The organism is Kitasatospora sp. NPDC053308, from assembly GCF_055585785.1.
Map to the genome: position 1 here is coordinate 238,977 of NZ_JBVJJY010000002.1, position 26,364 is coordinate 265,340.

The window sequence follows — 26,364 nt, forward strand, 5'->3', positions numbered from 1 at the left end:
TCACGGAGACACCGTGCGCCTTCGCCTGCTCGCCATACCCCTCGTCGCGGCCGCCGCCGCCCTCGCCCCGAGCCTCCCGGCCGCCGCAGCGGCCCCCGCCCCCGTGGCCGCCGCGGCCGAGTGCTCGGCCGCCTTCTTCCACGACGACGCCCGACTCGGCCCGCAGGACCTCCCGCGCAGCGGCCCGGTCGGCCGTCAGCTCCTCGGCTACCAGCGCACCGGCGGCGCGAGCGACCACGACTTCCTGACCAGGTACTACGACGCGGCCGCCAACGGCGGCACGGGCGGCTGGATCTACCCGCCCGCCGACGGCTACGTCACCTTCCCGGACGGCAGCCCGATCGAGTTCGACCTGACCCTCCAGCCGAACCAGAACATCGACCGCTACGGCAGCGAGTACGGCGCCTTCCTCGCCCCCGAGGGGCTGCCCTACGCCAACCGCGCGATCCCGCCGCAGAGCCTGGACGGCACCCCGCCGGCCGCCTGCAACTACCACGACTACAAGGTGGTCAAGGCGTTCAAGGTGCACGCCGGCCCCATCGCGCCCTGGTTCAACCAGCCCGGCTGGGGCCTGCAGTACCAGCTCGACGCCGCCCTGGTGCCCGGCGGCCCGGCCAGGCTGAACGTGCTCTGGCTGGTGGAGAACGGGTACCTGGCCCGGATCTGACCGGCCCGCACCGACGACGGCGTCCGGGGACCACACCGCTGCGCGGATCGCTTCGCCCGCTGCAGCACCCCCGGGTCGCCCTCCCCTGGGCGCCGGGGGCATCAGCCCGCCCGGGCGGTCACCAGACGTCGCCGTCGCGCCAGTCGCAGGCCAGCCGGCGGTCCGGGTCCAGCGGCGCCGAGCCGGGCAGCACGAACACCGCGCCCTCCTCGTCCGGCGTCGGCCGCAGACCGCCCGGCGTGATCGCGCAGAGCGGCCCGCGCCACGGCTGCCAGCCGCGCCGCCGGTAGAACGCGACCGCCCCGTCCGCGGCGCCCAGCACCCCCACCTCGTACGCCCCGCGGACCACCCGCTCGATCGCGTCCATCAGTGCCCCGCCGTGCCCCCGCCCCCGGCGGTCCGCCCGCACCCCGACGCCCTCCACGTACCCGGCCCGCAGCGCCCGCCCGCCGTGCAGCATCCGGCGCTGGACCACCGACGCGTGCCCGATCAGCACGCCGTCCTCGCGCAGCAGCGCGTGCACCCCGCCCAGCGCGTGCTCCCAGTCCTCGTCCGTCATGTCGTCGAAGACCTCGAACAGCAGCGCCCGCGCCTCGTCCAGCACGGCGCGCTCCACCTCGGCCGTGTGGGCCGTCAGCAGCTCGATCGCCGCCCGATCCTCGCACCCGGACGCGTCCGCCCGGGCGGAAATTCGCTGGCGGGCCCGGGGGAGCGGGGATAGGAAGGCCGGGTGACCGCCAAAGACTCCCTCGCCCGCGTCTCCGCAGCCCGCGTTTCCCCCGCCTCCGCTGCTTCCGGCGCTTCCGCTGCCTCTGCTGCTTCCGGCCCTTCCGCTTCCACCGGTGAAGCCGCGACGGCCGCCGGGACCGCCCGCGAGACCGACCCCGCGCCGGACCCGCGCGTCCTGCGCCCCACCGTCCTCGACCTCGGCGACGCCCTGCTGCGCCCCTGGGGGCGGGCCCTCGACCTGCCCGGCGGCGTGGCGCCCGCCCTGGTCGCCGCCTCGGCGGACCCGGCCGTCGCCCGGTGGACCCCGCTGCCCACCACCGACCCGGCCGGCGCCGAGGCCTACCTGGACCGCTGCGACGCCCGCTGGGCCGACAACACCACGGCCTCCTTCGCGATCACCGACGCCCCGGACGACGGCCTGCTCGGCAACGTCATCCTGCGCTGGACCGACCGGGCCGAGGGCGTCGCGATGGTCGGCTACTGGCTGCTCGCCGCCGCCCGCGGCCGCGGCCTGGCCACCCGCGCCGCCGACGCCGTCACCCGCTGGGGCATCGAGACCGCGGGCGCCCGCCGCATCGAGCTCTTCCACGGGGTCGGCAACGACGCGTCCTGCCGGGTCGCGATCCGCGCCGGGTTCCCGTACGAGGGCACCCTGCGGGCCTCCTTCCGCCACGAGGGCCGGGACTACAACGACGAGCACCTGCACGCCCGGCTCGCCTCCGACCCGTATCCGGTCCTGACGGCGTGAACGGCCGGGACTTCCGGAGGAGTTGACCCTCGCGCGACGGAACGGCCCAGCGTCCGTGTCATGAGGATCATCGTTCACCACACGGCGAGCACCATGCTCGACCTCCCGCAGCGACCGGTGGCCGAACGGGCCGACGCCCTGGAGGAGTTGTACCGTCCCCTGGAGAGCGTGCTCACCCGGCTGACGGGCGAGGCCGACCCGGTCCGGATGCACCGGCCGGCCAGCGGCTTCCGGTTCGACCGCGAGGACGAACGGTACCTGCCCGCCGTGCGGGCGATCCGGGCGACAGGGGCCTGGCAGCGGGTCGAGGAGGCGCTCGCCGCCGCCCGGGAGCGGATCGACGGCGCGCTGCCCGGCACCGCGCACGCCGGCCCGGTGGACGACGTCCTGGTGCTCGGCGACCCGGACGACGAGCACCTGACGGTCCGCAACCACGGCTACTTCGGGACGGGCGGCTTCCCCGGCGCGATCCAGCTGCGCATGTGGCCCACCGCAACGGCCCTGGTGAAGATCGGCCACGCGGCGGCCCACGAACTCCACCACAACGTGCGCTACGCCAACGTGGCCTGGGACCCGCTGACCGTCACCGTCGGCAAGCAGGTCGTCGCCGAAGGACTGGCCGAGGCCTTCGTCCGGGAACTCGTCGGGGAGCAGGCCCTCGGCCCGTGGGCCACGGCCCTGACCGGCGCCGAGCTGGAACGCGTCCACCGGAAGGTCACCGCCGGGATCGACGTGACCGGGATGCGGAACTTGCCGCCGTACGTCCACGGCGACGCGACCGCGCGGCTGATGGGGCTGCGAGCCGGTGGGGCTGCCCGACTTCGCCGGGAACGCGGCCTGCCAGCGGATCGCGGACGCCCACCTCGCGGCCACCGGCCTCACCGCCGCCGCGAGCGTGGCGATGCCGGCCTGGGAGGTCCTCGCCAACGCCGGTGTGCCGACGGCGGCCTGACGCCGGCCCGGGACCGCGCCCCGCCCGCTCGCAGGGCACTGCTCAGAACGGCCCGTCGGCCGCGAGCCGGTCGTAGATCGCGCGCAGCCACGGCTCCCGGACGGCGGGAAGCCGCGCCAGGCGGTGCAGGAACAGCCGCCGGTCGGGGGTGAACAGCCGGTGCGGCCGGAGCGGGAGCGGGTCGTCGCGCTCGACCCCGTCGGGCAGGCGGGTCGTGGACGCCGGCTCCGGGAAGGCGAGGTACGTCCACACCTCGGCGTCCAGGGGGACGGGCACCGCGCCGTCGGCGGGCTGCCACACGACGCCCGTCCAGGGGTGCCGGGGAACCAGCGCGATGTCCGGCGAGGGGACCGGGCGGACATGGCCGGGCCCGGCCAGGCCGACCCGGCGGGTCGGGGTGCCGCAGGGGAGCACCCCGGCCAGGGCGTGGCCGAAGGTCTCGGTGAGCAGGCCCTCGGGCAGGTCCAGCGGTTCGCCGCCGGAGGCCGCCAGGAGGTCGGCGAGTGCCGTTCCGACGGCGGCCCGCCACTGTTCGCTCCACCAGCCCTGGGGCTCGACCGGCGGCAGTCCCGGCACGCTCCAGCCGTCCCCGGGCGGGCGCGCCGGGCCGCCGAGGGGCCGTTCGTGCACGGCGACCGGCTCGAACCAGACCGCCTGCCAGTGGTAGCAGTCGTCGATCCGGGTGCCCACCTCACGCCCGCAGCGGGCGCAGGCCAGGTTGGGGCCGAGCCGGCCGTCCGAGGCGCAGCAGCCGTCGCAGCGCTCGGGGATCAGGGCGGTGCCGCGGGTGTCCCCTGGCGCCAGCAGGATCCGGCCCGGCGGAGCGAACGACAGGGAGCGCACCGGCGCGTACACCCCGCGCGCGGCGGCCTCCCGTGCTCCGATCTCGGCCCAGCTCCGGAACGGCGGCCCGGACGGCTCCGGATCGACGGCGTAGCTGCCCGGCTGCAGCACCGGCGGCAGGAACCGGTCGCCGCCCCCGCCGTGCGCATGGGCCGGCAGCGCCACCCGGGACACCGGAACGCTCAGCTCCCCCTCGCACCCGGCGCACACGAACACCGCCACACGCTCTCCCCCCTCACGGACTCCCGGAGTATCGCCGTGCCCCGCCGGGCCGCCAAGCCGTTTTCCCGCCCGGCCCCGGGCGCTCCCGTCCCGCGCCCTCCCGTTCCGGCGCGGTGCCCGGCACCGCGCCGGAACGGTGGACGTCGTGCGCGGTGCCGGGTAGGCAGCGCGCCGGGCGGGGGAGCGGCCTAACCTGGAAGGGCGCATACGGTGCCTGGCCCTCGAACGGAAGCGGTGGCCATGACGGTGATCTCGGCGGCTCTCTTCGGTACCGACTGGCGGCCCGCGCTGCCCGGCGGCACCGAGCTGCTGCGCGAGTGCGCCGCCCGGGGCTGGACGGTCGTGCTCACCGGGCCCGGTCCCGTCGGAGTCCCGGTCCTGACCGTGGCCGACCCCGGGGGAGACCCGGTGGGGGCCGCGCTGGAGCTGGTGGACGGCGAGCCCTCGCACGCCGTGGCCGTCGCCGGGAGCGTGCGCGAGGTGCGGGCGGCGCGGCGGGCCGGGGTGCCGTGCGTCGCCCTGGAGACCGGCGGAAACGCCGGTCCGGAGCTGCGGGCGGCCGGTGCGGCCGAGGTCCACCGCGACGCCGCCGCCCTGCTGCGCGTCCTGGACGACAGCCTGCTCGCCCGCCCCCGGGCCTTCGGACCCGTGGGCGCGGGAACGGGCGGTGCCCGGAACGGTTAGCGCCGGCCCGCGCCGGGCAACCGCCGGGTGCGAGCACGTCACCGAAGTGTCGGAGGTGACCGAGATGGACGGACCCGCTTTGAGCGGATGGGAGCGGCGGCTCCTCGAGGAGATCGAGTCCGATCTTCGCCATGACACTCGGCTCGACCGGAAGCTGAGCACGATGGGGGCCAAGGGCCCCGGCCGGGTCCGGCGCGTGTTCCGAGCCGTCGGCCGACGGGTCACGGCGGGGGTGGTGCTGACCGCCCTGGTGATGAGCGCGATCTGCCTCAGCGTGGGCGTACGGACCCCGACCGCGGCCGTACTGACCGCGCTCGGGGTGGTCTGGGCGGCCACCGTGGCGGCCGCCGTCGCCACCTCGGCGCTGCTCCGCCGCCGCGGCGCCTCGCGGGCCGGACGGGCCGCGCCCGCCGAGCCGGAGGAGCGCCGCGAACGGCGGCCCTGGGACCGGCCGGAGGCGTGACGCGATGACCACCGACCTGTGGGAGCACCGCCCAGGCACCCACCCCGCCGCCGACCTCGGCCTGGTCGGGTACGAGGTGCTGGCCACCGACGGCCGCGTCGGCCGGGTCGAGCAGGACACCGGGGACCACCTGCTGGTCGACGCCGAACCCTGGGTGCCGGGCACCCGGGTGCTCGTCCCGGTCGGCCTGGTCGCCCGGGTCGACCACCTGGTGCTCGCCGTCCACCTCGACTGCCCGCGGGCCAGGCTCAGCTCCGCCCCGCCCGCCGCGGTCGACCTCACCGCCCCCCGACCGCGCTGAGCGGCCCGCAGCGATGCGCTGGCCGTCCACCACGCTCACCGGCCGGACGATCGCCTTCCTGGTGGCGCCGTACGGCGTCGAACAGTCCGAGCTGACCTCCCCGTGGCAGGCCGTCGCCGAGTCCGGCGGCACCCCGCGCCTGCTGTCCACCGCCGAGGGGCGGGTGCAGGCCGTCCGGCACCGGGCGCCGGGCGACACCTTCGCCGTGGACGCCCTGGTCTCCGGCGCCGACCCGGCCGACTACGACGGTCTGGTCCTGCCCGGCGGCGTCGCCAACCCCGACCACCTCCGCGTCGACCGGGCGGCGGTCGCCTTCGTGCACGGCTGCTGCGCGGCGGGCCGCCCGGTGGCGGCGATCTGCCACGCGGCCTGGACCCTGATCGAGGCCGACGCCGTCCGCGGCCGCACCCTCACCTCCTGGCCCAGCCTGCGCACCGACCTGGTCAACGCCGGCGCCCACTGGGTCGACGAACCGGTGCACGTCTGCCCCGACGGCCCCGGTCTCCTGGTCACCAGCCGCCGGCCCGCCGACCTCCCGCTCTTCGAGGACGCCTTCGTGACGGAGTTCGCCCACGCCACGGCTGGGCGGCGTTAGGGCACGAGCGGCCCGGGTGCGGCGAGGTCGCGCGAGGCGCGGCGGCTTCCGTCCGGAGGTCGCGTGCCGCCATGGCGCCGGGCCCGGGCCCGGGCCCGGGCCCGGGTTGCGGCCGTGCGGCCGGGTCAGTCGCCGCGGAGGCGGACGAAGGTGGCGGTGGGTGGGCGGCCGGTGAGGGTGAGTTCGGCGCGCAGCGGGGCGGTGAGGGGGTGGACCGGGCCGTGGTCGGGGTCCGTGGAGGGCGGGCCGAGCAGGGGGCGGATGACGTCGGCGACCTCGCGGGACTGCACCGGGGTGAGCCGGGGGGTGGTCAGGAAGACGCGGCCGTCGTCGAGTTGGAGGATCAGCGCGTGCGGCCGGGCGGCCGGCCCGGTGACGGCGCGGACGGTGGCGTCGAGGGTGTCGCTGCGCCGGTACTTCACCCAGGCCCGACCCGCGCCGCGCGGGCGGTACGGGGAGGCGGAAGCCTTGCAGACCAGGCCCTCGACCCCGCTGTCGGCGAGCTGCTCCATCCACTCCAGTGCCTCCGTCCGGTCGGTGGTGGCCAGCACCGGTTGGATCGGCGGCGGGACGTCGGCCAGGGCGGCGAGCAGCAGGCGGCGGCGGTCGGCGAGCGGGAGGCCCCGGACGTCGCGGCCGGGCAGGGCCAGCAGGTCGAAGGCGATCAGGCCGAGCACGACGTCCGGGGCCGCGGCCCGGGCCTGGCGGGTGCGCAGCAGCTCCCCGAAGGCGAACCGGCCGCCGCGCCAGGCGACCAGTTCGGCGTCCAGCACCAGGCCCTCGGGCAGCCGGGCGACGGCGGCGGCGATCGGCGGGAACTCGGGGGCGAGGTCCCGGCCGGTGCGGGACTGCAGGAACGGCGGGTCGTCGCCGCGGGCGAAGGCGACGCAGCGGAAGCCGTCCAGCTTCAGCTCGTACTGCACACCGCCGCCGCCCAGGCCGTCGGCGGGCGGGACGGCCGTGACGGCGGCGGGGCGCATCACCTCGACGGGCGGCCGGAGCACCTGGGACCGCCGCCGGGGCGCCCCGCTCCGGGCCGGGGCGGGCCCGGCCGGTCGGCCGGGCAGCGGGCGGGCCCGCTCCGGGGCCAGCAGCGGGGCGAACAGGTCGCCGTCGGCGGCCAGCCGGCGGGGTACCTCGGCGAGGGTGAAGGTCAGCTCCCGCTCGTCGGCGGCCCGTTCCAGTTCCGCCCAGGACAGCGGGGTGGAGACGGTCGGCAGCGGCCGGGCCCGCAGCGTGTACGGCGCGGCGGTGGTCTTCTTGGCGTTGTTCTGCGACCAGTCGACCAGTACCCGGCCGCGGCGGCGGGCCTTGGCCATGGCGTGCACGGCCAGCTCCGGGTGCTCGGCCTCCAGGGCGGCGGCCAGCGCCTTCGCGTACGCCGAGACCCTGGTGCTGGGCGTGGGCTCGATCGGGACCAGCAGGTGCAGGCCCTTGGAGCCCGAGGTCTTCACCCAGGCGGTGAGGCCGTCCGCCGCCAGCCGTTCGCGCAGCAGCAGCGCCACCGTCCGGCAGGTGAGCACGTCCGCGCCCTCACCGGGGTCGAGGTCCAGGACCAGCCGGTCGGCGAGGGCGGGGGCGGCCGCGTGCCACTGCGGGACGTGCAGTTCCAGACAGCCCAGGTTGGCGAGGGCCAGCAGCGCCGCGCCGTCCTCCAGCACCACCTGTCGCAGCTCGCCGCTGGTGCTGGGGACGTCGACGGTGCGCACCCAGTCCGGGGTGCCCGGGGGCGGGTTCTTGGCGACGAAGACCTCCGCCTCGACGCCGTCCGGGCAGCGCAGGAAGGAGACCGGGCGGTCGCGCAGGTGGGGGAGCAGGGCGGTGTGGACGGCGGCGTAGTAGCGCAGCACCTCGCCCTTGGGCGTGCCGGTGCGCGGGTAGTACACCTTGTCGAGGTGGGAGAGGGCGAGGGTGCGCCCGTCCACCGTCATCTGCGGCACGGTCCGCCTCCGACGCCTCCGGTGGGTGGCCCCCGCAGGCCAGTCTGCCCCGCTTCGGCGGCCACCGCCCGGGGTGCCCGGTACCCCGGGCAGCGGGCCCGACTACCGACCGGGACCGACGGCGGGCCTGAGTACCGGCCGAAGCCGACGGGCGGCCGACTACCGACCGGGACCGACGGGGGCCCGACTAGCGGCCGGGGCCGCCGACCAGCGCGTGGGCGTCCGCGACCAGGTCCTCGATCCGGCCCCAGTCCGGCTCCGGCCCGTCCAGGTACACGCCGAGCCAGCCCCGGTGGCCGACGTAGGGCGGCCGGAAGTAGCGCTCGGGGTCCTCGTCGACCAGGCGCTGCTGCACTCCGCCGGGCGCCGCGCACCAGAAGCCGATCCGGTCGTCGTGGTGGTGGTCGGAGAGCATCACGAACATCCGGGCCCGGGGGCCGGAGCCCGCGAACCAGGTCGGCTCCCCGTGGCTGACCCGCTCCTCGACCGCCGGCAGCGCCAGGCAGAGCGCCCGCAGCCGGTCCACCGGGTTCGCCGGCGCCGGCTCCCGGCTTCCGGGCGCGGGCACCGGGCTCACCGCGCGGCGGGCCGGGGCGCGCCCGGGTAGGTGCCGAAGTACCAGCGGTTGCCCTCCGGGTCGGCGGCGGCGAAGTCCCGTGAGCCGTACTCCGTCTCGTGCAGCGCGGTGGTGATCCGGGCGCCGCCGGCCACCGCCCGGTCGTGCACGGCGTCCGGGTCGGCGGTGACCACGTACGCCGTGAAGCCGCCCGGCTCGCCCGCCCACGGCGCGGCGCCCTCGGGCGTCTCCCGGCCGGAGCCGAGCATCACACCGCCGCCCTCGGGCCAGGCCAGCTCGGCGTGCGCGACGAAGTCGCCCTCACCGTAGGCGACGACCTCCTGGAAGCCGAAGGCCTCCACCAGGAAGCGGATCAGGGCGCGGGCGTCGGTGGCGCGCAGGCTGGGCCAGACCTGCGGGGCGGGGGTCTCGGTGGCGTCCATGGCTGCTCTCCTCAGGGTCGTCGGGGAGGGGGCGGAGTTCCGCCAGGCCTTCGAAAGCGGCTTACGGCTCCCACTCTGCGGCCGCCCCGGGCGCCCCGCCTTGGACGTTTCGGAACTTCGCGGTCTCCGGCCCCTCCACCGCCAGCCAGGCGCTCGGTGCCGCTCCCGCCAGCGCGCGGAACTCGCGGGCCAGGTGCGCCTGGTCGAAGTACCCGCAGTGCACGGCCAGTTCCGCCAGCCGGTGGGTAGGGGCGGTGGCGGCGAGCAGGTGCCGGGCCCGGTCGAAGCGGATCACCCGGGCGGCGGCCTTCGGCGTCAGCCCGGTCTCCCGGCGGAACCGCTCCTGCAGGTGCCGGGCGCTCCAGCCGGTCTCCCGGGCCAGCGCCGCCACCGGCAGCGTGCCGCCGCTGCGCCGCAGCGCCCGCCACGCCCAGCCCACCTCGGGCGGTACCTGACCGGACGGCCGGGCGGCCCGCAGCAGCGCTCCGTCCAGGGCGGCGAACCGCTCCGCCCAGGTGCGCGCGGTCTGCAGGCGTTCCCGCAGCCGCGGGCCGAGCCGGCCGAGCACCTCGTCGGCGGGCACGTCGATCCCGGCCAACTCCCCGGCGGGCAAGCCGAACAGCGCCCGGGCGGCCAGCGGGTGCACGGCGATCTGCACTCCGGACTGCGCGCCCTGGTGGGTGATCAGCGCGGGGGTGGTGTGCAGGCCGCCGAGCAGGGTCGGGTAGCTGCCGGGCGGCTGGGCGGGATCGGGGTGCCCGGCGATCACCAGCGGCTCGTCGAGGGTGAGGATGAAGGTCAGGTACGGGGAGGGCAGGCCGCGGTGGACGGCGGGGGCGAGGCCGCGCTGCCGGTAGCCGGAGTACCAGGCCACGTACGGGCGCAGCGCGGTGGTGGGCCGGGCCCGGACGGCCTCGTCGACGGCGCCGCCGGGGGCCGGGCCGGCCGCCCGGGGGGCCGGATTCCCGGTGTCCGTGGTCACGCCTCCAGTATCGGCGGCGTCGGGCGCCGGCGTCCGGTCGCGGTCGCGGGCGGGACCGGCGTTGCTTATGGTGATGGCGCGGTGACCCTCCGCGCGCCCGGCTGGGGCGTGCGGGAGCACCGTCCGGGGGGGAAGGCGGGGGGAACCATCGACGAAGGAGTCCCCGTGACCACTGCCCGAGACATCATGCACACCGGTGCCCAGTGCATCGGCGCCCACCAGACGCTGGCCGAGGCCGCGATGATGATGCGCGACAAGAACGTGGGCGCGCTGCCGATCTGCGGCGACGACCAGAAGCTGAAGGGCATCATCACCGACCGCGACATCGTGCTGCGATGTATCGCCGAGGGCAAGGACCCGAACACGATGACGGCCATGGAGCTGTCCGGTCACCTGCACTGCGTGCGTGCCGACGACAGCATGGACGCGGTGCTGCGCAAGATGGAGCAGCACCAGATCCGGCGCATCCCGGTGATCGAGGGGGAGCGGCTGGTGGGCATGATCAGCGAGGCCGACCTGGCGATGGGCCACCGCGACGGCCAGCGGCTGACCGACCAGCAGATCATCGACTTCATGGACAGCGTCTACATGAAGCAGTGACCTCGCGCCCGTCCCTGCCCGGCCCCGTCCGCGCACCGGTGACCGGCCGGCCCCACGGGCCGGCCGGGCCGTTCGAAGGTGCCGTCCGGGGCCGTGGTGCGTCCCGGGCCGCGTGGGTCCTGGGCCGCGCAGGCGTCTCGGGGAACGGATCTTCCTTTCCCGGCAGTCGGGATGGGGGCAGAATCGCGCCCATGGGAAAGCTGCACGAACGCATCGACGGGCGGCTGCGCGAGTTCATCGAGCGCCAGCCGGTCTACTTCGTCGCGACCGCCCCCCTGGCCGCCGACGGGCACGTCAACCTCTCCCCCAAAGGGCGTTCCGGCACCCTCGCGGTGCTCGACGAACTGACCCTCGCCTACCTGGACTTCGGCGGCTCGCAGGCCGAGACGGTCGCGCACCTGCGGGAGAACGGCCGGATCACGCTGATGTGGTGCTCCTTCGAGGGGCCGCCGACCGTGGTGCGGGTGCACGGCCGGGGCGAGCCGGTCTTCCGGGACGATCCGCGTTTCGCGGAGCTCCTCGGCCACTTCGGTCCGGCCGCCGAGGGTTCGGGCCTGCGGGCGATCGTGCTGGTGCGGGCCGAGCGGGTCAGCGACTCCTGCGGTTACGCGGTGCCGTTCATGGACTACCGCGCCGAACGCGATCTGCACGCCCAGTACTTCGACCGCCAGGGCGAGGAGGGGTTCGGCTCCTACTGCGAGCGCAAGCCGCTCGTGGTCACCAGCATCGACGGCCTGCCCGCCCTGCCGCTGCCGCTCCCGCCCCGCCCGGGGCCGGAGGCATGACGAAGCCGCCGCACCCGTGGGGGTGCGGCGGCTTCGCGGGGGTCTTGGCTGCCCGGGCCTGACGTGCTCAGGCCTCTGGTGCTCAGGCCTTGCCCGCCCAGGCGTCATCCGGTCGGGCCGTGCCTGTCCAGGCCGGACTCGGTCAGGCCTTACTTGGTCAGGCCGGCCTTGACGGAGCAGATCGGCCAGGCGCCCGGGCCCTGGGCCGCGAGGACCTTCTCGCCGATGGAGATCTGCTGGTCCTTGGTGGCCAGGTCGGCGCGCGGGGCGAAGGAGGTGCCGCCGAAGGCCGCCCAGGTGCTGGAGGTGAACTGCAGGCCGCCGTAGAAGCCGTTGCCGGAGTTGATGGCCCAGTTGCCGGTGGCCTCGCAGGCCGCGACCTTGTCCCACACGGTGGACGGGGCGGCGGAGGCGCTGGTCGCCGCGACGAGGCCGGCCACGGGCAGGGCGGTGAGCGCCCCCGCCATCAGAGCCATCCGGACGCGGTTGCGGCGCTTCGGGGTGGCAGCGGTGGTGGCAGCGGCGGTCTCGTTACGGAAGGTCATGGATTTCCTTTCGGAGGGGTTTGCGAGCGCGCGGAACCAGGCCCTCGGAAGGCCGTCGGTTTCGGGGACACATCACTCGCGTGGTCCGGCACCGTGTCCTGCTCGGGGCGGTGAGGCCCTCCGGAGCGGATCGCTCGGTGCAACGGGTTCGAAGTTACGGGGGCGGTGGTGCCGGGTTCAAGGATTCGAAGGTTTAGGCACGTCAGAGGGCCGTTACCAGGGGTAAAGATCAAGGAATTGTGCCAATTTGGCCCGATTTACACCCATTTCCAAGATCAAAAAGCCCCGCGACGTGGCCCGGACCACACGAGAAGCCGTGTGAGGCCGCGCACATCGTCGACAGCGCGTGACGGCGCCCGCGCCGGCGGTGCCGATTCCGCCCGGCCCGCCGACGCTCCGGGTGGCCCGCACCACAGGCCTCACCCGGAGTGCCCGCTGCCCGCACACACGGTGCCGGGCATAGCCTCTGGCGCATGAGCAACGACAGCGATGCAGCGGACACCGCGGCCGCCGGAGCGGCGGACGCGGGCAGCGGAGGGGCGCCCGGGGCCGGGACGCCGGAGGGGGCGTCCGCCCGGGTGCCGAGCGGCGGCGAGGGCCCCGAGGCCGCGGCCGCACCCCAGGGCTTCGAGCTGGGCACGGACGGGCCCAAGGTGGTCCTGGCCGGGCTGGACGGCTCCGACTCCTCCTGGCGTGCCACCGCCTACGCCGCCGGACTGGCCCGCCGGCAGGGCGCCGTCCTCGCGGTGGCGTACATCCAGCCGATCCTCGGCGCCGCGACCGCCCTGGCCGGAGCCGCCGTGGAGGAGACCACCCAGGAGATCGCCGATGAACTGCTGGCCGCCCTGCGCGAGGCCGAGGAGCGGGTGCGCGAGGTGTGGAAGGTGGAGTGGCGCTTCCTGACCATGCGCGGCGACCCGTACGGCGGGCTGGCCAAGCTCGCGGACGAGCTGCGCGCGGACGCGGTGGTGGTCGGTGTCTCGGAGCAGGCCGGGCACAAGGTGATCGGATCGGTGGCCGTCCGGCTGGTGAAGGCGGGCCGCTGGCCGGTGACCGTCGTCCCGTAGAGACGTGGAGAGCTGACCGCTGATCGTCGCCCCCCGGGGGCCGCCGTCCCCTTGCACGTGTCCCTCGTCCTGCGGGCCGGGAGCCCGTCGCCCCGTGCGAAGAGTGCCCGGCGGGGTGCCCGGAGCGCGGGCGGGACCGCGCGCGGGGCGGCGTGGGGCGGCCGGTAGGGTGCGTGAACATGACGGACACGCGGGGCACGCACCCCTCCGAGCCCGCCCACCCCTCCGCACCCGCCCCCCCGGCCGGGAACGACCTGCACCTCGACCTGCCCGCCACGGGGGGCCGCCGCGCCGCGCTGATGGCGGCCCTGCGCGAGGCGATCCGCAGCGGCCGACTGGCTCCCGGCACCCGGCTGCCGCCGTACCGGGCGCTCGCCGCCGACCTCGGCCTGGCCCGCAACACCGCCGCCGAGGCCTACGCCGAACTCGTCGCCGAGGGCTGGCTGACCGCCCGTCAGGGCTCCGGTACGGCCGTCGCCGAACGCGCCGAGCCCGTCCCGCCCACCCGGGCCCGCCGGCCCGCGCCCCGGCCCGGTCCCCGGCACGACCTGCGCCAGGGCCGGCCCGACGGCGCCTCCTTCCCCCGGACCGCCTGGCTGGCCGCCGCCCGGCGGGCCCTGTCCGTGGCGCCCAACGAGGCCTTCGGCCCCGGCGACCCGCAGGGCCGCCGCGAGCTGCGGACCGTCCTGGCCGACTACCTGGCCCGCGCCCGCGGGGTGCGCACCGACCCCGACCGGATCGTGATCTGCTCCGGCTTCGCCCACGCGCTGCGGCTGCTCTTCGACGGCGCGCGAGCGGTGCTGCCGCCCGCCGAGCACGGTCCGCTGGCCGTCGAGGCGTACGGACTGGGCTTCCACCGCGGCCTGCTGGCCGCCGCCGGCGTCACCGCGGTACCGCTGCCGATCGACGAACGGGGCGCCGTCGTCGACGGGTTGGCGCGGCACCGGGACGTCCGCACCGTCCTGCTCACCCCGGCCCACCAGTTCCCCACCGGCGGGCCGCTGCACCCCGGCCGGCGCGCCGCCGTGGTCGACTGGGCGCGCGGCCGCGGCGGACTGCTCCTGGAGGACGACTACGACGGCGAGTTCCGCTACGACCGCCAGCCGGTCGGCGCCGTCCAGGGGCTCGACCCCGAGCGGGTGGTCTACCTCGGCAGCGCCAGCAAGAGCCTCAGCCCCGCGCTGCGCCTGGGCTGGATGGTGCTGCCGGACCACCTGGTCGACCGGGCGCTCGCCGCCAAGGGCGAACGCGAGGGCTGGGCCAGCGCCCTGGACCAGCTGACCCTCGCCGAGTTCATCGACTCCGGCGGCTACGACCGGCACGTGCGCCGGATGCGCCGCCACTACCGGGACCGCCGCGACCACCTGGTGGCCGCGCTCGCGGCGAGTGCGCCGCACGTCGGGGTCTCCGGGATCGCGGCCGGCCTGCACGCGGTGCTGCGGCTGGAGCCGGGCACCGAGCGCTCGGTGCTCAAGGCCGCCGCCCACCGGGGCCTGGCCGTCGACGGCCTCGCCGACTTCCGCCACCCGGCGGTCGCCCCCGACGAGATGCCCGCCGCCGACGGCCTGGTGGTCGGCTACGCCACCCCGCCCGACCACGCCTACCCGGCGGCGGTCGCGGCGCTCTGCGACATCCTGCCGCCGTCGGCCTGAATCCGTGGGGCTGCCGGGACGAACGGGAGGCGACGGGCGGGAGTTGCGGGGCCGGGGATCCGGGCCGGGGGAACGGCGAAGGATAGGCCCCCGGGCGCACCGGTGGGGCCGGAACGCGACCGGGCGGTGCACGGCGTCCGCTCACCCCTCCTGCGTCGGTACGGAACCGGGCCGAGGGGCACAACCGAAGCGGTGGCTCCGCCTACGCTCCTTGGTCATGCGCAGTACACATCCGATCCGCGCCGCGCTCGTCGCGTGCCCGGCCCTCGTCGTCGGTCTGCTCCTCTCCTCCGCTCCCGCCCGGGCCGACTCCCCGCTGCCGCTCACGGTCGTCTCCGACAAACAGACGACCGTCCGGGGCGGCGAGTTCACCCTCACCCTGACGCTCACCAACCCGTACGACACACCGATCCAGTTCGTCTACCAGAGCGTCCAGGAGACCTACGGGACCAGTCTGCAGACCGGTCTCAAGTTCACGGCGACGGCCTGCGGCACCCAGACCAACGGCTGCAGCGACAACGTCCACGGCGGCATCGCCCGGTACAACGTGCCGCTCGAACCGGGCGCCGCCAGCACCTTCACGGTGACCTACGCCATCGCCCCCGACTCGGCCTGCGGTGACGCCACCCGCATCGACTTCTACTCCTACCTGTACTTCGAGTACAACGGCGGACTGAACAACAAGTCGGGCATCGTCGGCGTCCCCGGCACCCAGGTCGCCTGCGCCTGACCGTCCCGGTGCGCACTCCCCACGGCGCGCCCCCCGTTCTCCCGCCAGGTGCCGGCCACCCCCGTTCCGGCACCTGGCGGGCCGTTCCGCGTTTCCCCGGGGCGCAGGCCGCGCCGTCCGCGAACCACCGGCCGCGCCGTCCGCGCAAGCCCGGCCGCTGCGCCCTCGAACCGGGGGCCGTCCGCCGCCGAACCACCCTGCCGGTGTGCCGGGTTGACGCCGGGCCGGGCCGCGTCCGACACGCGCCGAGAGGAGGTGCGGACGGGAAAGCCGTTGTCGGGGACGGGGACCGCAGGAGCGAACGGATGTTCCTCGGGATCTCCGCACGGTGGGTGTCGATCAGTCGAGATTCACCCTATCGGGGGGTACTGGGCGTCCGTACGGGTCCGGTCGGGTTCTGGTGATCTAGGGTTCCGGATGGGCCGCCGGGTGACGACGGCCGCATTCGCGACAATTCGCCAACGCCCCCACCAGTCTACGGATCTGATGATCCGTCACGGCATGCACCCAGGGCGGTCCCCATGGCCCTGGCCGCGTGACCCGACCACAGGAATGGAGACCCTGCCGATGCCCGTGGACACGACCCCGGAGACAGCGCAGGTCAAGCAGCAGAGCCTTGCGACGGCCGCTGCCCGCAACCTTGCCACCACGACCAAGTCCGCCCCGCAGATGCAGGAGATCACCTCCCGCTGGCTGCTCAAGGTGCTCCCCTGGGTGCAGGCCGCCGGTGGCGCCTACCGGGTCAACCGCCGGCTCACCTACGCCGTGGGCAACGGCGTGGTGGAGTTCATCAAGACCGGCTCCCAGGTCCGGGTCATCCCGGCCGAGCTGGGCGAGCTGGCCCTGCTGCGCGGTTACGAGGACCTGGAGGTGCTCACCGCCCTGGCCGACCGCTGCCAGCAGCGGGACTTCGGCCCCGGCGAGGTGCTCACCACTCAGGGCGAGGCCGCCGACCGGATCTTCCTGATCGCGCACGGCCGGGTCAACCTGGTCGGCACCGGCAAGTACGGTGACGAGATCGAGATCGGTGTGGCCGCGGACGGGGACCGCTTCGGCGACGACGCGCTGCTGAACCCGGACGCCGCCTGGGACTTCACCGCCAAGACCGCCACCTCCGGCGTCGCCCTCACCCTGTCCCGGGCGGACTTCGCCGCGATCCGGGACAACGCGCCGAGCCTGCAGGAGCACCTCCAGGCCTTCCTGGCCCTGCCGCTGCAGGCCCAGAACGAGCGCGGCGAGGCCGAGATCGCGATGTCCGCCGGCCACCACGGCGAGTTCGAACTCCCCGGCGCCTTCGTGGACTACGAGCTGAAGCCGCGCGAGTACGAGCTGAGCGTCGCGCAGACCATCCTCAAGGTCCACACCCGGGTCGCGGACCTGTACAACGAGCCGATGAACCAGATCGAGCACCAGCTCCGGCTGACCATCGAGGCCCTGCGCGAGCGGCAGGAGCACGAGCTCGTCAACAACCCGGAGTTCGGCCTGCTCAACAACGCCGACTTCGACCAGCGGATCCAGACCCACTCCGGCCCGCCCACCCCGGACGACCTGGACGAGCTGCTCAACCGCCGCCGCGACCCCGACTACCTGCTGGCCCACCCGCGGACCATCGCCGCGATCGGCCGCGAGTTCAACGCGCGGGGTCTGTACCCCACCCACGTCGACCTCGGCGGGCAGCAGGTGCCGGCCTGGCGCGGGGTGCCGATCCTGCCGTGCAACAAGATCCCGATCACCAAGGAGAACACGAGCTCGATCATCGTGATCCGTACCGGTGAGGAGAACCAGGGCGTGATCGGCCTGCACCACACCGGCATCCCGGACGAGTACCAGCCCTCGCTGTCGGTCCGGTTCATGGGGATCGACGAGAAGGCGATCATCTCCTACCTGGTCAGCGCCTACTACTCGGCCGCCATCCTGGTGCCGGACGCCGTCGGCGTCCTGGAGAACGTGGAGATCGCGCACCGCCGCCACTGAGCGCCGTCCCTGAGCGCCGCCCCTGAGCGCCGTCACTGAGCACCGCCTCCCGGTGCGCGGAACAACGGGCGCGAGCCGTAACCGGCCTGCTCGATGATCGTTTGACCTGAAGACGGACGGCCCGCCCCCGCAGGCGGGCCGTCCGGCTGAGCGGGACTGATCGTTTCTGGTCGTACCCGATCGAATCCTGCTTGGTTCTCGATCGGACGCGACTGCTGGGAACCGTCAACACTCTGCCCGCTCCGGCCCGGCGGGTCGATCGAGCGCGTCCTCGTGCCCGTGCCCCGTTCTCCGTTCCCGTTCCCCGTACTCCCCAGACGATCCGAGAGGTGTGTGGAGCCCATGTCCCAGCGTCGGCAGTTACGACGGATACCGCCCCAGGGCGGTGGGGCGGCGGCCGCAGGGCGGCGGGTGCGGCTGATCGGCGCGGCGGTCGGGGTGGTCGCGATGTTCGCGCTGGCCACCGGCGCCTCCGCGTCCGTCGCCGAGCACGGCGGGCACGGTGACGGGCATCCGCACGGCCCGGTCGTGGACACCTGCGTCTGCACCGACACCGACGTCGCGGTGTCCGTGGGGCCCGGCGGCAGCGTGGACGTGGGCGTCGGGGTCGACGTCCAGGTCGGGGTCAGCGTCGCCCCCCATGCGGGCACGGGACACCACGGCCACAAGCCCCCGCACCACCACCATCCGCACCCCTGCCCGAGTCCGACCCCCACGCCGACTCCCACGCCGACGCCGACGCGGACTCCCACCCCCACGCCGACGCCGACGCCGACGCCGACTCCCACCCCCACGCCGACCCCCACGCCGACTCCGCCGAAGCCCAGCCCGACGCCGGAGCCGACTCGGCCGCCCGCCTCCCCGGCGCCCCGGCCCCCGGCGCCCGCGCCGCCGCCTCCGGCGCCGCCCGCGCCCCCGGTTCCGGCTCCGCCGTCACCGCCCGTGCCGGTCCCGGCCCCCGTCGTCCCGCCGCCGGCCCCGGTGGCGCCCAGTCCGGTCCCGTCGCCGCCGCGTCCGAGTCCGATCCGGCCCACCGCACCGGCGCCGCCGTCCTTCCACGCGCCGGTGGCGAAGCCGATGGCCGCGCCGCAGCGCCACCACGGCGGCTCGATGACCAAGACGATGCTGCTGGTCATGGTCCCCGCCGTGCTCGCGGCGGTGGCCCTGCGCCCCGGTGGTGGCGGCCGTGGCGGCGGCACCGGCCGAGGCGGCTCCGGCCGGTCCTGATCGACCGGGTGGGCCCCAGCGCCCGCCGTCCGGCCCCGGGACCCTCCCGGCCCGGGGCCGCCCCCTGACTTTCCGTTCCCGTCACAAGCCAAGCCAGAGAAGGGAGTTCCCATGTCCGAGTGGGTGGCATTGATCATCGCCATCGCGGCGGCCTGTGTCGTCGTGGTGGCGGTGGTGCTGCTGAGGCACCGCCGCGCGAGCGCCGTGGAGAACGTCGACGAGACGCCGGACGTCATCGAGTACATCACGATGATGATCGGCGTGGTCTACGCGATCGTCCTCGGTCTCGCCATCGCGGGCGTCTGGGAGGCGCGTGGCGCGGCCCAGGACGACCTGTTCCGCGAGGCGCAGTCGCTGCGCGAGGTGAGCGACCGTGCGGTGGTCTACCCGGTGGAGTTCCGCGACCAGGTCCGCGCGGACGTGGACGCCTACGTCACGTACGTGGTGAACACCGAGTGGAGCTACATGCAGGACAACGGCGAGCTCACCGAGAAGGGCGGCCAGCTACTGCAGAAGCTGCAGACGGACGTCGCCACCCGGCCGCCGGCCTCCGACCTGGAGTCCCAGGCCTACCAGCCGATGCTGGACCGGATCGACCAGGCCTCCGACGCCCGCAACTCACGCGGCCAGAACGCCGGTCCGACGATGCCGGACGTGGTCTGGTTCGGGCTGATCGGCGGTGCCGTGGTGACCGTCGGCATGCTGTTCGCGCTCCAGATCCGCAACACGCCCAGGGAGTTGATCCTGGCGCTCTGCTTCAGCGCGCTGATCGCCTTCCTGCTGTTCATGATCTGGGACTTCGACAACCCGTTCGCGCGCAGCGTCTCGGTGACCACCCAGCCCTTCGAGGACCTCTTCCCCTCGCTCGACCTCAAGGGCTGAGCGGCGGACGGCCCGCGCGGGATCGCGCGGGCCGCCCTCGGGTCCACCTGAGGCCACGTCAGCGCAGGCTGCTGTCCAGTGCGTTGAGCATCGAGCCAGCCTGGTCGTCGTTCTCCAGGGAGAAGGCGAACAGACCGCCGAGTCCCTTCGCCTTGGCGTAGGCGCCGCGCGCCTGGACGGCCTGCGGGGTGTCACCGGTCCAGAAGTTGTTCCCGTCGTAGACCCAGCTGCTCTCCGTGACCGGATCCCAATGGGTCTGCGCCGCAGTCGGGTTGAGCTCCTTCCAGGCGGCCAGACCGGCCTCCTGGCTCAGCGGTTTGGCGGGCGTCGGCCCGGTCGCGCTCTGGTAGAGGCCGGAGTTCGGGCCCGCCGGGACGCCGGTCCAGCCGCGCCAGTAGAACGGGATGCCGAGCACCAGCTTGTTCGCCGGGAAGCCACCGGGGATGCCGTACTCGGGCAGGCCGGTGGTGTACCCGGCGATCGTGGTGTCCACGTTGTACTTGCGGGTGCCGGGGGCGATCGGCGTGGTCGGGTCGGCCGGGCTGTCGTGCAGCGGGTCCTGGTGGTTGGTGGGGCCCTTGGCGTCCCAGGCGCCGTGCATGTCGTAGGACATCACGTCGGCGTAGTCCAGGTACGCGCCGATCCTGTCGGTCTCCAGCTGGGCGATCTTGTCCTGGCCGCTGGGCAGCGCGGCGGTCAGCAGGTAGCGCTTGCCCTGGGCGGAGCCGAGCGCGTCCAGCTGGGTGCGGAACTCCTTCAGCAACAGCGTGAAGTTCTGCTTGTCGGCGGGGGAGTAGTGGTTGCCGGTGTGGCCGCCGGCGGAGCCCGGGTACTCCCAGTCGAGGTCGATGCCGTCGAAGATCCCCGCCGCGGAGGCCTGTCCGCCGGAGGCGTCGCCGGCGATCCCGGTCGGGAGGTTCCCCTTGAGGAACATGTCGACGCAGGAGGAGACGAAGGCCTTCCGGGAGGCGTCGGTGGCTGCGGCGTCGGAGAAGTACTTGGAGTACGTCCAGCCGCCGATCGAGATGGTGAACCGCAGGTTCGGGTATGCCGCCTTGAGCTGGCGCAGTTGGTTGAAGTTGCCCTTGAGCGGCTGCTCCCAGGTGTCGGCGCTGCCGTCCACGCTGGTACCGGCGTTGTAGTCGGCCTGGTAGTCGGCGTAGGCGTCTCCCGCGCCGTCGCCGGCGTCCGGGTTGGACTCGTTGGCCGAGTCGGAGGCCTTCACCGCCTGGAAGCAGGTGAACTTGGTGGGGTCGATGTTGGCGAACGCGTAGTGGATGACGTCCAGTTTGGCCGCGGCGCCGCTGGTGGCCACGGACTTCGGGGAGTAGGCGTTCTCGTAGATGCCCCACTGGTCGAAGTAGGCCGAGCGGACCGGCCGGGGTGCGGGGGCGGCCGCCGTCGTGGTGCTCACCGGCGCGGACTGGGCGGAGGCGTGGGCGCCCGAGTAGCCCTGGACGCTGAAGGTGTAGCTCCGGCCCGGCAGCAGGGAGCTCACCGCGACCGAGGTGCCCATCGAGGTGGCGACCAGCCGGCCGTCGGACCACACCTTGTACGCCACCGGGCCGTCGCCGCCGGGGAGGGTGGAGGGCTGCCAGGTCAGCACGACGGCGTTGGCGGTGGTTCTGGTGACCGCGACGCCGGTGGGGGTGGTGACCTTGCCGTCCCCGGCCGGGCCGCTCGCGGTGGCCGTCGGGGTCGGTGTACCCGTGGTGGGGGTGCCGGTCGGGCTCGCCGTGGGGCTGCCGGTCGCGGTGGGGCCGGCGGTGGGGCTTCCGGTGGCGGTCGGGCTCGCCGTCGGGCTGCCGGTGGCCGTCGGGCTGGTGGACGGGGTGGGCCCGGCCGGTCCGGTCAGGGTGAGGTCGTCCGCGTAGTACGCGCCGGTGCCGTACCAGCCGTGGGTGAAGACGGTGACCGAGGTCGTCGCGGCGCCGGTGGTGAAGGTGGTGCTCAGCTGGGTCCAGCCCGTTCCGCCGGGCGTCCAGGTCGAGGCGTTGACGCCGCTGCCGGTGGCGCCCAGGTAGACGTAGCTGCCCTGGACCCAGCCCGCCAGGGTGTAGGTGGTGTTCGGCCGAACGGCGACGGCCTGCTGGCACTGCGCGGTGTCGGAGGCCGAGGCGGCGCCGCTGAGCGCGCGGGTGCCGCCGTGCACCGGCGTGGTGACGACCGAGGCGTTGGAGCAGCTCCAGCCGGCCAGGGTGCCGGTCTCGAAGTCGCCGTTGGCGAGCAGGTCGATCGGCGTGGCGGCGGCGGAGCCGAAGGTCAGGGCGAGGGCGGCGCCACTGGTGGTGAGGGTGGCGGCCAGGGCCAGTGCGGTGGCTCTGCTGCGCGGGGCGGCCCGGCGCCCGGTGCGCTCCCGGCGGGAGCGGTCGGGCCGTGCGGGCAGGACGCGGTCGTGCATGCGGGGTGTCCTCCGGAGGTGTGGGGGTTCCGGCGGTGCGGTGGCCCGGTCGGGCCGTGGGGAGCCGGCCCGGGCGCGGTGGGGGAGCGCGCGGGCGGGTGACGCGTGCTGACGAGCCGTGCGTGGACGCTTTCCGGGCGGCAGGCCCGGGTAGGCCACGACTGAACAGATTGGACTGGACCAATATTCGCCGTCAAGGGTGTCCGCCCGTCGGACCGCCGGGCCCCGGGGGCGCGGCGGCCCGGTAGGTTGACGGTACGAGCAGGCCCGTCGAACGACCGTCGAACGGAGGAGCCGCGATGGACAGCCAGGACTGGGACGACCGCTACGCCGCGAGCGCACTGGTGTGGGGCACCGCGCCCAACCGGTGGGTGGTCCGCGAACTGACCGGCCGCACCCCCGGCCACGCCCTCGACCTGGCCGCCGGCGAGGGCCGCAACGCCATCTGGCTGGCCGCCCAGGGCTGGGAGGTCACCGGACTGGACTTCTCCGCCGTCGCCCTGGAACGCGCCGAACGGCTCACCGCCGACCTGCCCGACGAGGTCGCCGACCGCCTCACCTGGCGCCACGGCGACGCCCGGACCTTCGACGCCCCCGCCGCCGGCTACGACCTCGTCCTGGTCGCCTACCTCCAACTCCCCGCCCGGGACCGCCGGACCGCCCTCCGCCGCGCCGCCGACGCGCTCGCCCCCGGCGGCACCCTGCTGGTCGTCGGGCACGACCTGCTCAACCTCACCGAGGGCGTCGGCGGCCCGCAGGACCCGGCGGTGCTGTTCACCCCCGAGGACGTCCTGGCCGACCTCGCCGACCGCGGGCTGCGCACCGTCCGCGCCGAGCGGGTGCACCGTACGGTCGGCGAGTCCGGCCACCGGGACGGCGGCGGGGGCACCGGCGGTGTCGCCGTCGACGCGCTGGTCCGGCTGGAACGGGCGGCCGCGTGACCGGCCGGCCGCCCGTTCCACCCGCCCGGCGGGCCCTGCCGGGCCGGCGCGCGGTGCTGGCCGGGCTGGCGGGTGTCGCCCCGCTGGTGGTGGCGGGGTGCGCGCTGATCGGTGAGCCGGCCAGGCCGGGGAAGAGCGCGGGGGCCCGGGAGCCGGACCCGGGCCTGGCGGCCTTCGTGATGATCATCCGGCACGGCGAGAAGCCCGACGGAAGCCATCCGGGCCTGGACGAGGCCGGCCGGACGGACGGCAAGTCGCTGACCCGGCGCGGCTGGGAGCGGGCCGAGGCGCTGCCCACGCTGTTCTCCCCGCCGGTGTCCGGCCTGCAGGTGCCGGCCCGGATCCTGGCCGCGTCCGACGTCGGCCCGCACGCCGGGGCGCACCGGATGCGCCAGACCGTGGGCCCGCTGGCCCGCGCGCTCGGGCTGACGGTGGACACCGGCTACGCCGAGACCGAGGAGTCCGCGCTGGCCGGCTCCGTCCTGGCGGACTCCGCCCGGTCCACCTCCGAGGCGGGCGAGGCCGGCGAGGCGAAGCCGGTGCTGATCTGCTGGGAGCACTCGCGGATCCCCCGGATCGTCGAGGCGCTCGGCGCGGCCCACAGCGGCGTGCCCGCCGAGTGGCCGGACCGGTTCGACACGACCTGGACCTTCTCCCGGCCGGCCGGCGGGGCGTGGGCCTTCCGCGAGGTGCGCCAGCACCTGCTGGACGGCGACACCTGATCCGCCTGGCGGCGTACGACGGCGTGACGTACCGTCAACTGGCGTGCGGAGCATGAGATCTCGCATGCTCGGGATGGTCGCGGTCGGCGCGGCGATGCTGCCGGCCGGGTGCAGCGGCCCCGGATCCCGGGAGCATCCGGCGCCCGGGCCCGGGCGCCGGAGCAGGCGCCGACGGCCGAGGCTCGCGGTGGCGGCCGCACTCGCGGCCGGTGGCTCGTCGTGGTGTCCGGTTCCTGCGTGGTCGTCGTTTCCTTCGTGCTGCTCGGGCATGGTGGTCCCCCGGCGTGAGTCGGCATGGCACGGTCGGCATGACACGGGAACGGTGGTGCACACGGAACGAACGGTGCGCGGACGCTCCGCCGTCGCGCTCGGCGGCATCTCGGGGCCGACCCTAGACTGTGCGCTGCCCCGGTCGTTCCGTCCCGGTCCGTCTCTACGACGGACGTCGGACCAGCGGTTCGCTCAGTGTGCGGACCGTGGTCGGGGGTGAGGCGCGGGGGAGTGCCGGGTAAGGGTGCCCGCAGGACGTCCGCCGGATGATCATAGGTTGTCTACCGTGCCGTGGATCCGCGGCACGCGACGGCGGCAGAACGAGGAGGACGCGATGAGCGTTTCACTGGCCAAAGGGCAGAAGATCAGCCTGGAGAAGCCGGGCGGTGAACAGCTGAGCGTGGTCCGGATGGGCCTCGGCTGGAAGGCGGCCGAACGCAAGGGCTTCCTCGCCAAGCTGCTCGCCGCAGGCCGGGAGATCGACCTGGACGCCTCGGCGGTGCTGTTCGCCCAGGGGCGCCCGGTGGACGTGGTCTTCTTCCAGCACCTCACCAGCAACGACGGCTCGGTGCGGCACAGCGGGGACAACCTGGTCGGCGGCTCGGGCGGCGCGACCGACGACGAGTCGATCACCGTCGACCTGACCAGGGTCTCGGCCGAGGTCGATCAGATCGTCTTCACCGTCAACTCCTTCACCGGACAGACCTTCCAGGAGGTCGAGGCGGCCTTCTGCCGGCTCGTGGACGAGACCACCGGCGCCGAGCTGGCCCGCTACACCCTCACCGGCGGTGGCCCGTACACCGCCCAGATCATGGCCAAGGTGCAACGCACCGCGACCGGCTGGCAGATGACCGCGATCGGGCAGCCGGCCGGCGGCCGGACCTTCCAGGACCTGATGCCGGAGCTGGTCAAGCACCTCTGAGCGGGGCCGAGCCGCGGTGCGGGGTGCGGCGGTGGCGGGCGGGCCGGTGGGGCGCGGTCGGGCGGGCCGGTAGGGCGCGGTCGGACGGGCCGGTGGGGCACGGTCCGGCGGTTCGGTGGGCGTGGGCGGTGCCGGTGGGGCGTGGGTGCGCGGTGCCGGGCGGGTGGTGCCGGTGGAGGGTGCGCGGGCCGGGAGTGCGGATGCCGTCACGCGGTTTCTGTGATCCCGGGCCGCCGAGCGGGTCTCCTCTTCGAAAGGCCGACCACCCGCACCCGAAGGACCCTGCCATGACCGCTGCCGCCCGTCCGTTCGCCCGAGGCTGGCTGCTCGCGTCCTGCGTACCCATGCTGTTCGTGCTGGGCATGGCGGTGTCCATGCCGCCGAGCGCGCCGCCCGCCACGGCGTCGGCCGCGCCCGGGTGGGCCGGCACGACACCCCCCGTCCAGGCGCCCGGGCCCGCTGACGGGCTCGCCCGAGGACTCGCTCCGGGCCTCGCACCGGGCCTCGCACCGGGACTCGGCCGCGGTCTCGCGCCGGAGGAGAACGGCTACCGGCTCACGGTGGAATCCCCCGCCCCGTCCGCCGGCCGCCCCGCGCCGGTCCGCTTCGCCGTGACCGGGCCGGACGGCGCGCCGGTCACCGACCTCACCGTCCACCAGACGAAGAAGCTGCACTTCTACGCGGTCCGCACCGATCTCTCCGGCTTCCAGCACGTCCACCCGGACCAGGCTCCGGACGGCAGTTGGACCGCCGACCTCGCCCCGCTCGACCCGGGCACCTGGCGGCTGTACGCCGACTTCATCCCGAACACCGGCCCCCACAGCACGGAGTACGTCCTCAGCCGCACCGTGACCGTAGCCGGCGACGCCGCGTCCGTCCCGCTGCCCGCCCCCATCGACCGCACCACCGTGGACGGCTACACCGTCACCCTGCGCGCCCGACCGACGGCGGGCGCCCACCAGTTGACCGCCTCCGTCGAACAGGACGGCCGCCCGGTCACCGACCTCCAGCCCTACCTGGACAGCTACGCCCACCTCAGCGCCTTCCACGAGGGCGACCAGGCCCTCGCCCACCTCCACCCGGCGGACGCCGTCACCGGCGACCACGGCGGCCCGACGCTGACCTTCCAGGCTATGCTCCCCGAACCCGGGAACTGGCGCGTCTTCCTCCAGTTCCAGACCGCCGGCCGGCTCCACACCGCCGAGCTCACCCTGCGGATCGAGTGACGCGGCACCCGCCCGGCTCGGGCGGGCTCAGTCGAGGAGGGGGAGGACCTCGGCGGCGATCCACTCCATGGCCTCCTCCAGCCGCGCACCGGCGATCGGCATCCAGATCGTGCAGACGGCGAGTCCGGCCGCGGCGAGCCGGGCCAGCTCCTCGGCGACGCGCGGTGCGGTGGGGGTCGCGCCGCCGAGCGCCCGGCCGGGGACGGGGACGGCGGCGGGGATGCCGGGCGGGGTGAGGAAGGCACCCGAGGCGAGCGTCAGGCGCTCGGGGTCCGGTCGCCCGGCCCCTTCCGCC

26 protein-coding genes and 3 pseudogenes are annotated in these 26,364 nt (G+C 75.1%); 19 read left to right on the forward strand and 10 right to left on the reverse strand.

All coding sequences use genetic code 11. The annotated features are described in order from the left end of the window. Window positions 1-13 precede the first annotated feature (13 nt). Window positions 14-667 (forward strand): TNT domain-containing protein, encoded by a 654-nt coding sequence (locus tag ACZ6Y7_RS06330; RefSeq protein WP_465756672.1) that lies wholly within the window; start codon window positions 14-16, stop codon window positions 665-667. Between the two features lie 118 nt (window positions 668-785). Here the strand turns inward: ACZ6Y7_RS06330 and ACZ6Y7_RS06335 are convergent, their stop codons facing one another. Then, window positions 786-1,313 (reverse strand): GNAT family N-acetyltransferase, encoded by a 528-nt coding sequence (locus tag ACZ6Y7_RS06335; RefSeq protein ID WP_465757004.1) that lies wholly within the window; start codon window positions 1,311-1,313, stop codon window positions 786-788. Window positions 1,314-1,397: 84 nt separating this feature from the next. Here ACZ6Y7_RS06335 and ACZ6Y7_RS06340 point away from each other — a divergent pair, with 84 nt between their 5' ends. Further along, window positions 1,398-2,144 (forward strand): GNAT family N-acetyltransferase, encoded by a 747-nt coding sequence (locus ACZ6Y7_RS06340; RefSeq protein ID WP_465756673.1) that lies wholly within the window; start codon window positions 1,398-1,400, stop codon window positions 2,142-2,144. Window positions 2,145-2,204: 60 nt separating this feature from the next. Beyond that, a pseudogene (locus ACZ6Y7_RS06345) lies at window positions 2,205-3,096 on the forward strand (DUF2268 domain-containing putative Zn-dependent protease). A gap of 42 nt (window positions 3,097-3,138) precedes the next feature. Here the strand turns inward: ACZ6Y7_RS06345 and ACZ6Y7_RS06350 are convergent. Further along, complete coding sequence (locus ACZ6Y7_RS06350; RefSeq protein ID WP_465756674.1) at window positions 3,139-4,161, reverse strand: hypothetical protein; 1,023 nt, start codon at window positions 4,159-4,161, stop codon at window positions 3,139-3,141. Window positions 4,162-4,401: 240 nt separating this feature from the next. Between ACZ6Y7_RS06350 and ACZ6Y7_RS06355 the strand changes: the two genes are divergently transcribed. From ACZ6Y7_RS06355 to ACZ6Y7_RS06370, 4 genes are all read left to right on the forward strand, one after another. After that, window positions 4,402-4,845, forward strand: coding sequence for an HAD family hydrolase (locus tag ACZ6Y7_RS06355; RefSeq protein ID WP_465756675.1), 444 nt, complete (start codon window positions 4,402-4,404; stop codon window positions 4,843-4,845). 64 nt (window positions 4,846-4,909) lie between these two features. Then, the gene (locus ACZ6Y7_RS06360; protein ID WP_465756676.1) at window positions 4,910-5,308 is read left to right on the forward strand and encodes a hypothetical protein; all 399 of its coding nucleotides are present in this window, start codon (window positions 4,910-4,912) and stop codon (window positions 5,306-5,308) included. 4 nt (window positions 5,309-5,312) lie between these two features. Next, entirely contained in the window at window positions 5,313-5,609 is a 297-nt protein-coding gene (locus ACZ6Y7_RS06365; protein WP_465756677.1) for a PRC-barrel domain containing protein, read from the forward strand. 13 nt (window positions 5,610-5,622) lie between these two features. Further along, on the forward strand, window positions 5,623-6,204 hold the full coding sequence (locus ACZ6Y7_RS06370; RefSeq protein ID WP_465756678.1) for a type 1 glutamine amidotransferase domain-containing protein: 582 nt from the start codon (window positions 5,623-5,625) through the stop codon (window positions 6,202-6,204). A 125-nt stretch (window positions 6,205-6,329) separates the two neighbouring features. Here the strand turns inward: ACZ6Y7_RS06370 and ACZ6Y7_RS06375 are convergent, their stop codons facing one another. The 5 genes and pseudogenes from ACZ6Y7_RS06375 to ACZ6Y7_RS06395 form a co-directional block, all read right to left on the reverse strand. After that, window positions 6,330-7,184 carry an ATP-dependent DNA ligase gene (locus tag ACZ6Y7_RS06375; RefSeq protein WP_465757005.1) on the reverse strand — a complete coding sequence of 285 codons (855 nt, stop codon included), beginning with the start codon at window positions 7,182-7,184 and terminating at the stop codon, window positions 6,330-6,332. 81 nt (window positions 7,185-7,265) lie between these two features. After that, a pseudogene (gene ligD, locus ACZ6Y7_RS06380) lies at window positions 7,266-8,135 on the reverse strand (non-homologous end-joining DNA ligase); the annotation flags it as partial. A gap of 196 nt (window positions 8,136-8,331) precedes the next feature. Beyond that, window positions 8,332-8,712, reverse strand: a complete 381-nt coding sequence (locus ACZ6Y7_RS06385) for an MmcQ/YjbR family DNA-binding protein (RefSeq protein ID WP_465756679.1) — start codon at window positions 8,710-8,712, stop codon at window positions 8,332-8,334. A gap of 5 nt (window positions 8,713-8,717) precedes the next feature. After that, the gene (locus ACZ6Y7_RS06390) at window positions 8,718-9,143 is read right to left on the reverse strand and encodes a VOC family protein (protein WP_465756680.1); all 426 of its coding nucleotides are present in this window, start codon (window positions 9,141-9,143) and stop codon (window positions 8,718-8,720) included. A gap of 61 nt (window positions 9,144-9,204) precedes the next feature. Next, entirely contained in the window at window positions 9,205-10,125 is a 921-nt protein-coding gene (locus ACZ6Y7_RS06395; protein ID WP_465756681.1) for a helix-turn-helix domain-containing protein, read from the reverse strand. A 165-nt stretch (window positions 10,126-10,290) separates the two neighbouring features. Here ACZ6Y7_RS06395 and ACZ6Y7_RS06400 point away from each other — a divergent pair, with 165 nt between their 5' ends. Together ACZ6Y7_RS06400 and ACZ6Y7_RS06405 are read left to right on the forward strand one after the other, a co-directional pair. Continuing rightward, entirely contained in the window at window positions 10,291-10,725 is a 435-nt protein-coding gene (locus ACZ6Y7_RS06400) for a CBS domain-containing protein (protein WP_402212639.1), read from the forward strand. Between the two features lie 191 nt (window positions 10,726-10,916). Next, window positions 10,917-11,510 carry a pyridoxamine 5'-phosphate oxidase family protein gene (locus tag ACZ6Y7_RS06405; RefSeq protein WP_465756682.1) on the forward strand — a complete coding sequence of 198 codons (594 nt, stop codon included), beginning with the start codon at window positions 10,917-10,919 and terminating at the stop codon, window positions 11,508-11,510. Between the two features lie 149 nt (window positions 11,511-11,659). On the opposite strand, the gene ACZ6Y7_RS06410 is transcribed toward ACZ6Y7_RS06405, so the two are convergent. After that, window positions 11,660-12,055, reverse strand: coding sequence for a transglycosylase family protein (locus ACZ6Y7_RS06410; protein ID WP_465756683.1), 396 nt, complete (start codon window positions 12,053-12,055; stop codon window positions 11,660-11,662). A gap of 473 nt (window positions 12,056-12,528) precedes the next feature. Between ACZ6Y7_RS06410 and ACZ6Y7_RS06415 the strand changes: the two genes are divergently transcribed. The 6 genes from ACZ6Y7_RS06415 to ACZ6Y7_RS06440 all read left to right on the forward strand — a co-directional run bounded on the left by ACZ6Y7_RS06415 (window position 12,529) and on the right by ACZ6Y7_RS06440 (window position 19,587). Further along, complete coding sequence (locus ACZ6Y7_RS06415) at window positions 12,529-13,122, forward strand: universal stress protein (protein ID WP_465756684.1); 594 nt, start codon at window positions 12,529-12,531, stop codon at window positions 13,120-13,122. Between the two features lie 179 nt (window positions 13,123-13,301). After that, window positions 13,302-14,774: a MocR-like pyridoxine biosynthesis transcription factor PdxR gene (gene pdxR / locus ACZ6Y7_RS06420; protein ID WP_465756685.1), complete on the forward strand. Its 1,473-nt coding sequence runs from the start codon at window positions 13,302-13,304 to the stop codon at window positions 14,772-14,774. A 217-nt stretch (window positions 14,775-14,991) separates the two neighbouring features. Next, entirely contained in the window at window positions 14,992-15,504 is a 513-nt protein-coding gene (locus ACZ6Y7_RS06425; RefSeq protein ID WP_465756686.1) for a hypothetical protein, read from the forward strand. A 567-nt stretch (window positions 15,505-16,071) separates the two neighbouring features. Beyond that, window positions 16,072-17,478, forward strand: a complete 1,407-nt coding sequence (locus tag ACZ6Y7_RS06430; protein WP_465756687.1) for a family 2B encapsulin nanocompartment shell protein — start codon at window positions 16,072-16,074, stop codon at window positions 17,476-17,478. 1,065 nt (window positions 17,479-18,543) lie between these two features. Beyond that, window positions 18,544-18,705 (forward strand): hypothetical protein, encoded by a 162-nt coding sequence (locus ACZ6Y7_RS06435; RefSeq protein WP_465756688.1) that lies wholly within the window; start codon window positions 18,544-18,546, stop codon window positions 18,703-18,705. A 111-nt stretch (window positions 18,706-18,816) separates the two neighbouring features. Beyond that, on the forward strand, window positions 18,817-19,587 hold the full coding sequence (locus ACZ6Y7_RS06440) for a bestrophin-like domain (RefSeq protein ID WP_465756689.1): 771 nt from the start codon (window positions 18,817-18,819) through the stop codon (window positions 19,585-19,587). 58 nt (window positions 19,588-19,645) lie between these two features. Here the strand turns inward: ACZ6Y7_RS06440 and ACZ6Y7_RS06445 are convergent, their stop codons facing one another. Beyond that, window positions 19,646-21,988: a glycosyl hydrolase family 18 protein gene (locus ACZ6Y7_RS06445; RefSeq protein ID WP_465756690.1), complete on the reverse strand. Its 2,343-nt coding sequence runs from the start codon at window positions 21,986-21,988 to the stop codon at window positions 19,646-19,648. A 299-nt stretch (window positions 21,989-22,287) separates the two neighbouring features. Between ACZ6Y7_RS06445 and ACZ6Y7_RS06450 the strand changes: the two genes are divergently transcribed. From ACZ6Y7_RS06450 to ACZ6Y7_RS06465, 4 genes are all read left to right on the forward strand, one after another. Then, window positions 22,288-22,929 carry a methyltransferase domain-containing protein gene (locus ACZ6Y7_RS06450; RefSeq protein ID WP_465756691.1) on the forward strand — a complete coding sequence of 214 codons (642 nt, stop codon included), beginning with the start codon at window positions 22,288-22,290 and terminating at the stop codon, window positions 22,927-22,929. Further along, entirely contained in the window at window positions 22,926-23,651 is a 726-nt protein-coding gene (locus tag ACZ6Y7_RS06455; protein WP_465756692.1) for a hypothetical protein, read from the forward strand. Before ACZ6Y7_RS06450 ends, ACZ6Y7_RS06455 begins: the two co-directional genes overlap by 4 nt. 604 nt (window positions 23,652-24,255) lie before the next feature. Further along, entirely contained in the window at window positions 24,256-24,843 is a 588-nt protein-coding gene (locus ACZ6Y7_RS06460; protein WP_465756693.1) for a TerD family protein, read from the forward strand. A gap of 287 nt (window positions 24,844-25,130) precedes the next feature. Beyond that, window positions 25,131-26,069: a hypothetical protein gene (locus ACZ6Y7_RS06465; RefSeq protein ID WP_465756694.1), complete on the forward strand. Its 939-nt coding sequence runs from the start codon at window positions 25,131-25,133 to the stop codon at window positions 26,067-26,069. A 27-nt stretch (window positions 26,070-26,096) separates the two neighbouring features. On the opposite strand, the pseudogene ACZ6Y7_RS06470 reads toward ACZ6Y7_RS06465, so the two are convergent. Then, window positions 26,097-26,364, reverse strand: a pseudogene (locus ACZ6Y7_RS06470) (F420-dependent oxidoreductase); the annotation flags it as partial.

What these genes read in the sequence shown, in the direction of transcription:
- ACZ6Y7_RS06355 (WP_465756675.1), top strand. Translation starts at nt 4,402, where the DNA reads ATGACGGTGATCTCGGCGGCTCTCTTCGGTACCGACTGGCGGCCCGCG.
- ACZ6Y7_RS06360 (WP_465756676.1), top strand. Translation starts at nt 4,910, where the DNA reads ATGGACGGACCCGCTTTGAGCGGATGGGAGCGGCGGCTCCTCGAGGAG.
- ACZ6Y7_RS06365 (WP_465756677.1), top strand. Translation starts at nt 5,313, where the DNA reads ATGACCACCGACCTGTGGGAGCACCGCCCAGGCACCCACCCCGCCGCC.
- ACZ6Y7_RS06370 (WP_465756678.1), top strand. Translation starts at nt 5,623, where the DNA reads ATGCGCTGGCCGTCCACCACGCTCACCGGCCGGACGATCGCCTTCCTG.
- ACZ6Y7_RS06375 (WP_465757005.1), bottom strand. Translation starts at nt 7,184, where the DNA reads ATGCGCCCCGCCGCCGTCACGGCCGTCCCGCCCGCCGACGGCCTGGGC.
- ACZ6Y7_RS06390 (WP_465756680.1), bottom strand. Translation starts at nt 9,143, where the DNA reads ATGGACGCCACCGAGACCCCCGCCCCGCAGGTCTGGCCCAGCCTGCGC.
- ACZ6Y7_RS06405 (WP_465756682.1), top strand. Translation starts at nt 10,917, where the DNA reads ATGGGAAAGCTGCACGAACGCATCGACGGGCGGCTGCGCGAGTTCATC.
- ACZ6Y7_RS06410 (WP_465756683.1), bottom strand. Translation starts at nt 12,055, where the DNA reads ATGACCTTCCGTAACGAGACCGCCGCTGCCACCACCGCTGCCACCCCG.
- ACZ6Y7_RS06415 (WP_465756684.1), top strand. Translation starts at nt 12,529, where the DNA reads ATGAGCAACGACAGCGATGCAGCGGACACCGCGGCCGCCGGAGCGGCG.
- pdxR (WP_465756685.1), top strand. Translation starts at nt 13,302, where the DNA reads ATGACGGACACGCGGGGCACGCACCCCTCCGAGCCCGCCCACCCCTCC.
- ACZ6Y7_RS06425 (WP_465756686.1), top strand. Translation starts at nt 14,992, where the DNA reads ATGCGCAGTACACATCCGATCCGCGCCGCGCTCGTCGCGTGCCCGGCC.
- ACZ6Y7_RS06430 (WP_465756687.1), top strand. Translation starts at nt 16,072, where the DNA reads ATGCCCGTGGACACGACCCCGGAGACAGCGCAGGTCAAGCAGCAGAGC.
- ACZ6Y7_RS06440 (WP_465756689.1), top strand. Translation starts at nt 18,817, where the DNA reads ATGTCCGAGTGGGTGGCATTGATCATCGCCATCGCGGCGGCCTGTGTC.
- ACZ6Y7_RS06445 (WP_465756690.1), bottom strand. Translation starts at nt 21,988, where the DNA reads ATGCACGACCGCGTCCTGCCCGCACGGCCCGACCGCTCCCGCCGGGAG.
- ACZ6Y7_RS06450 (WP_465756691.1), top strand. Translation starts at nt 22,288, where the DNA reads ATGGACAGCCAGGACTGGGACGACCGCTACGCCGCGAGCGCACTGGTG.
- ACZ6Y7_RS06460 (WP_465756693.1), top strand. Translation starts at nt 24,256, where the DNA reads ATGAGCGTTTCACTGGCCAAAGGGCAGAAGATCAGCCTGGAGAAGCCG.
- ACZ6Y7_RS06465 (WP_465756694.1), top strand. Translation starts at nt 25,131, where the DNA reads ATGACCGCTGCCGCCCGTCCGTTCGCCCGAGGCTGGCTGCTCGCGTCC.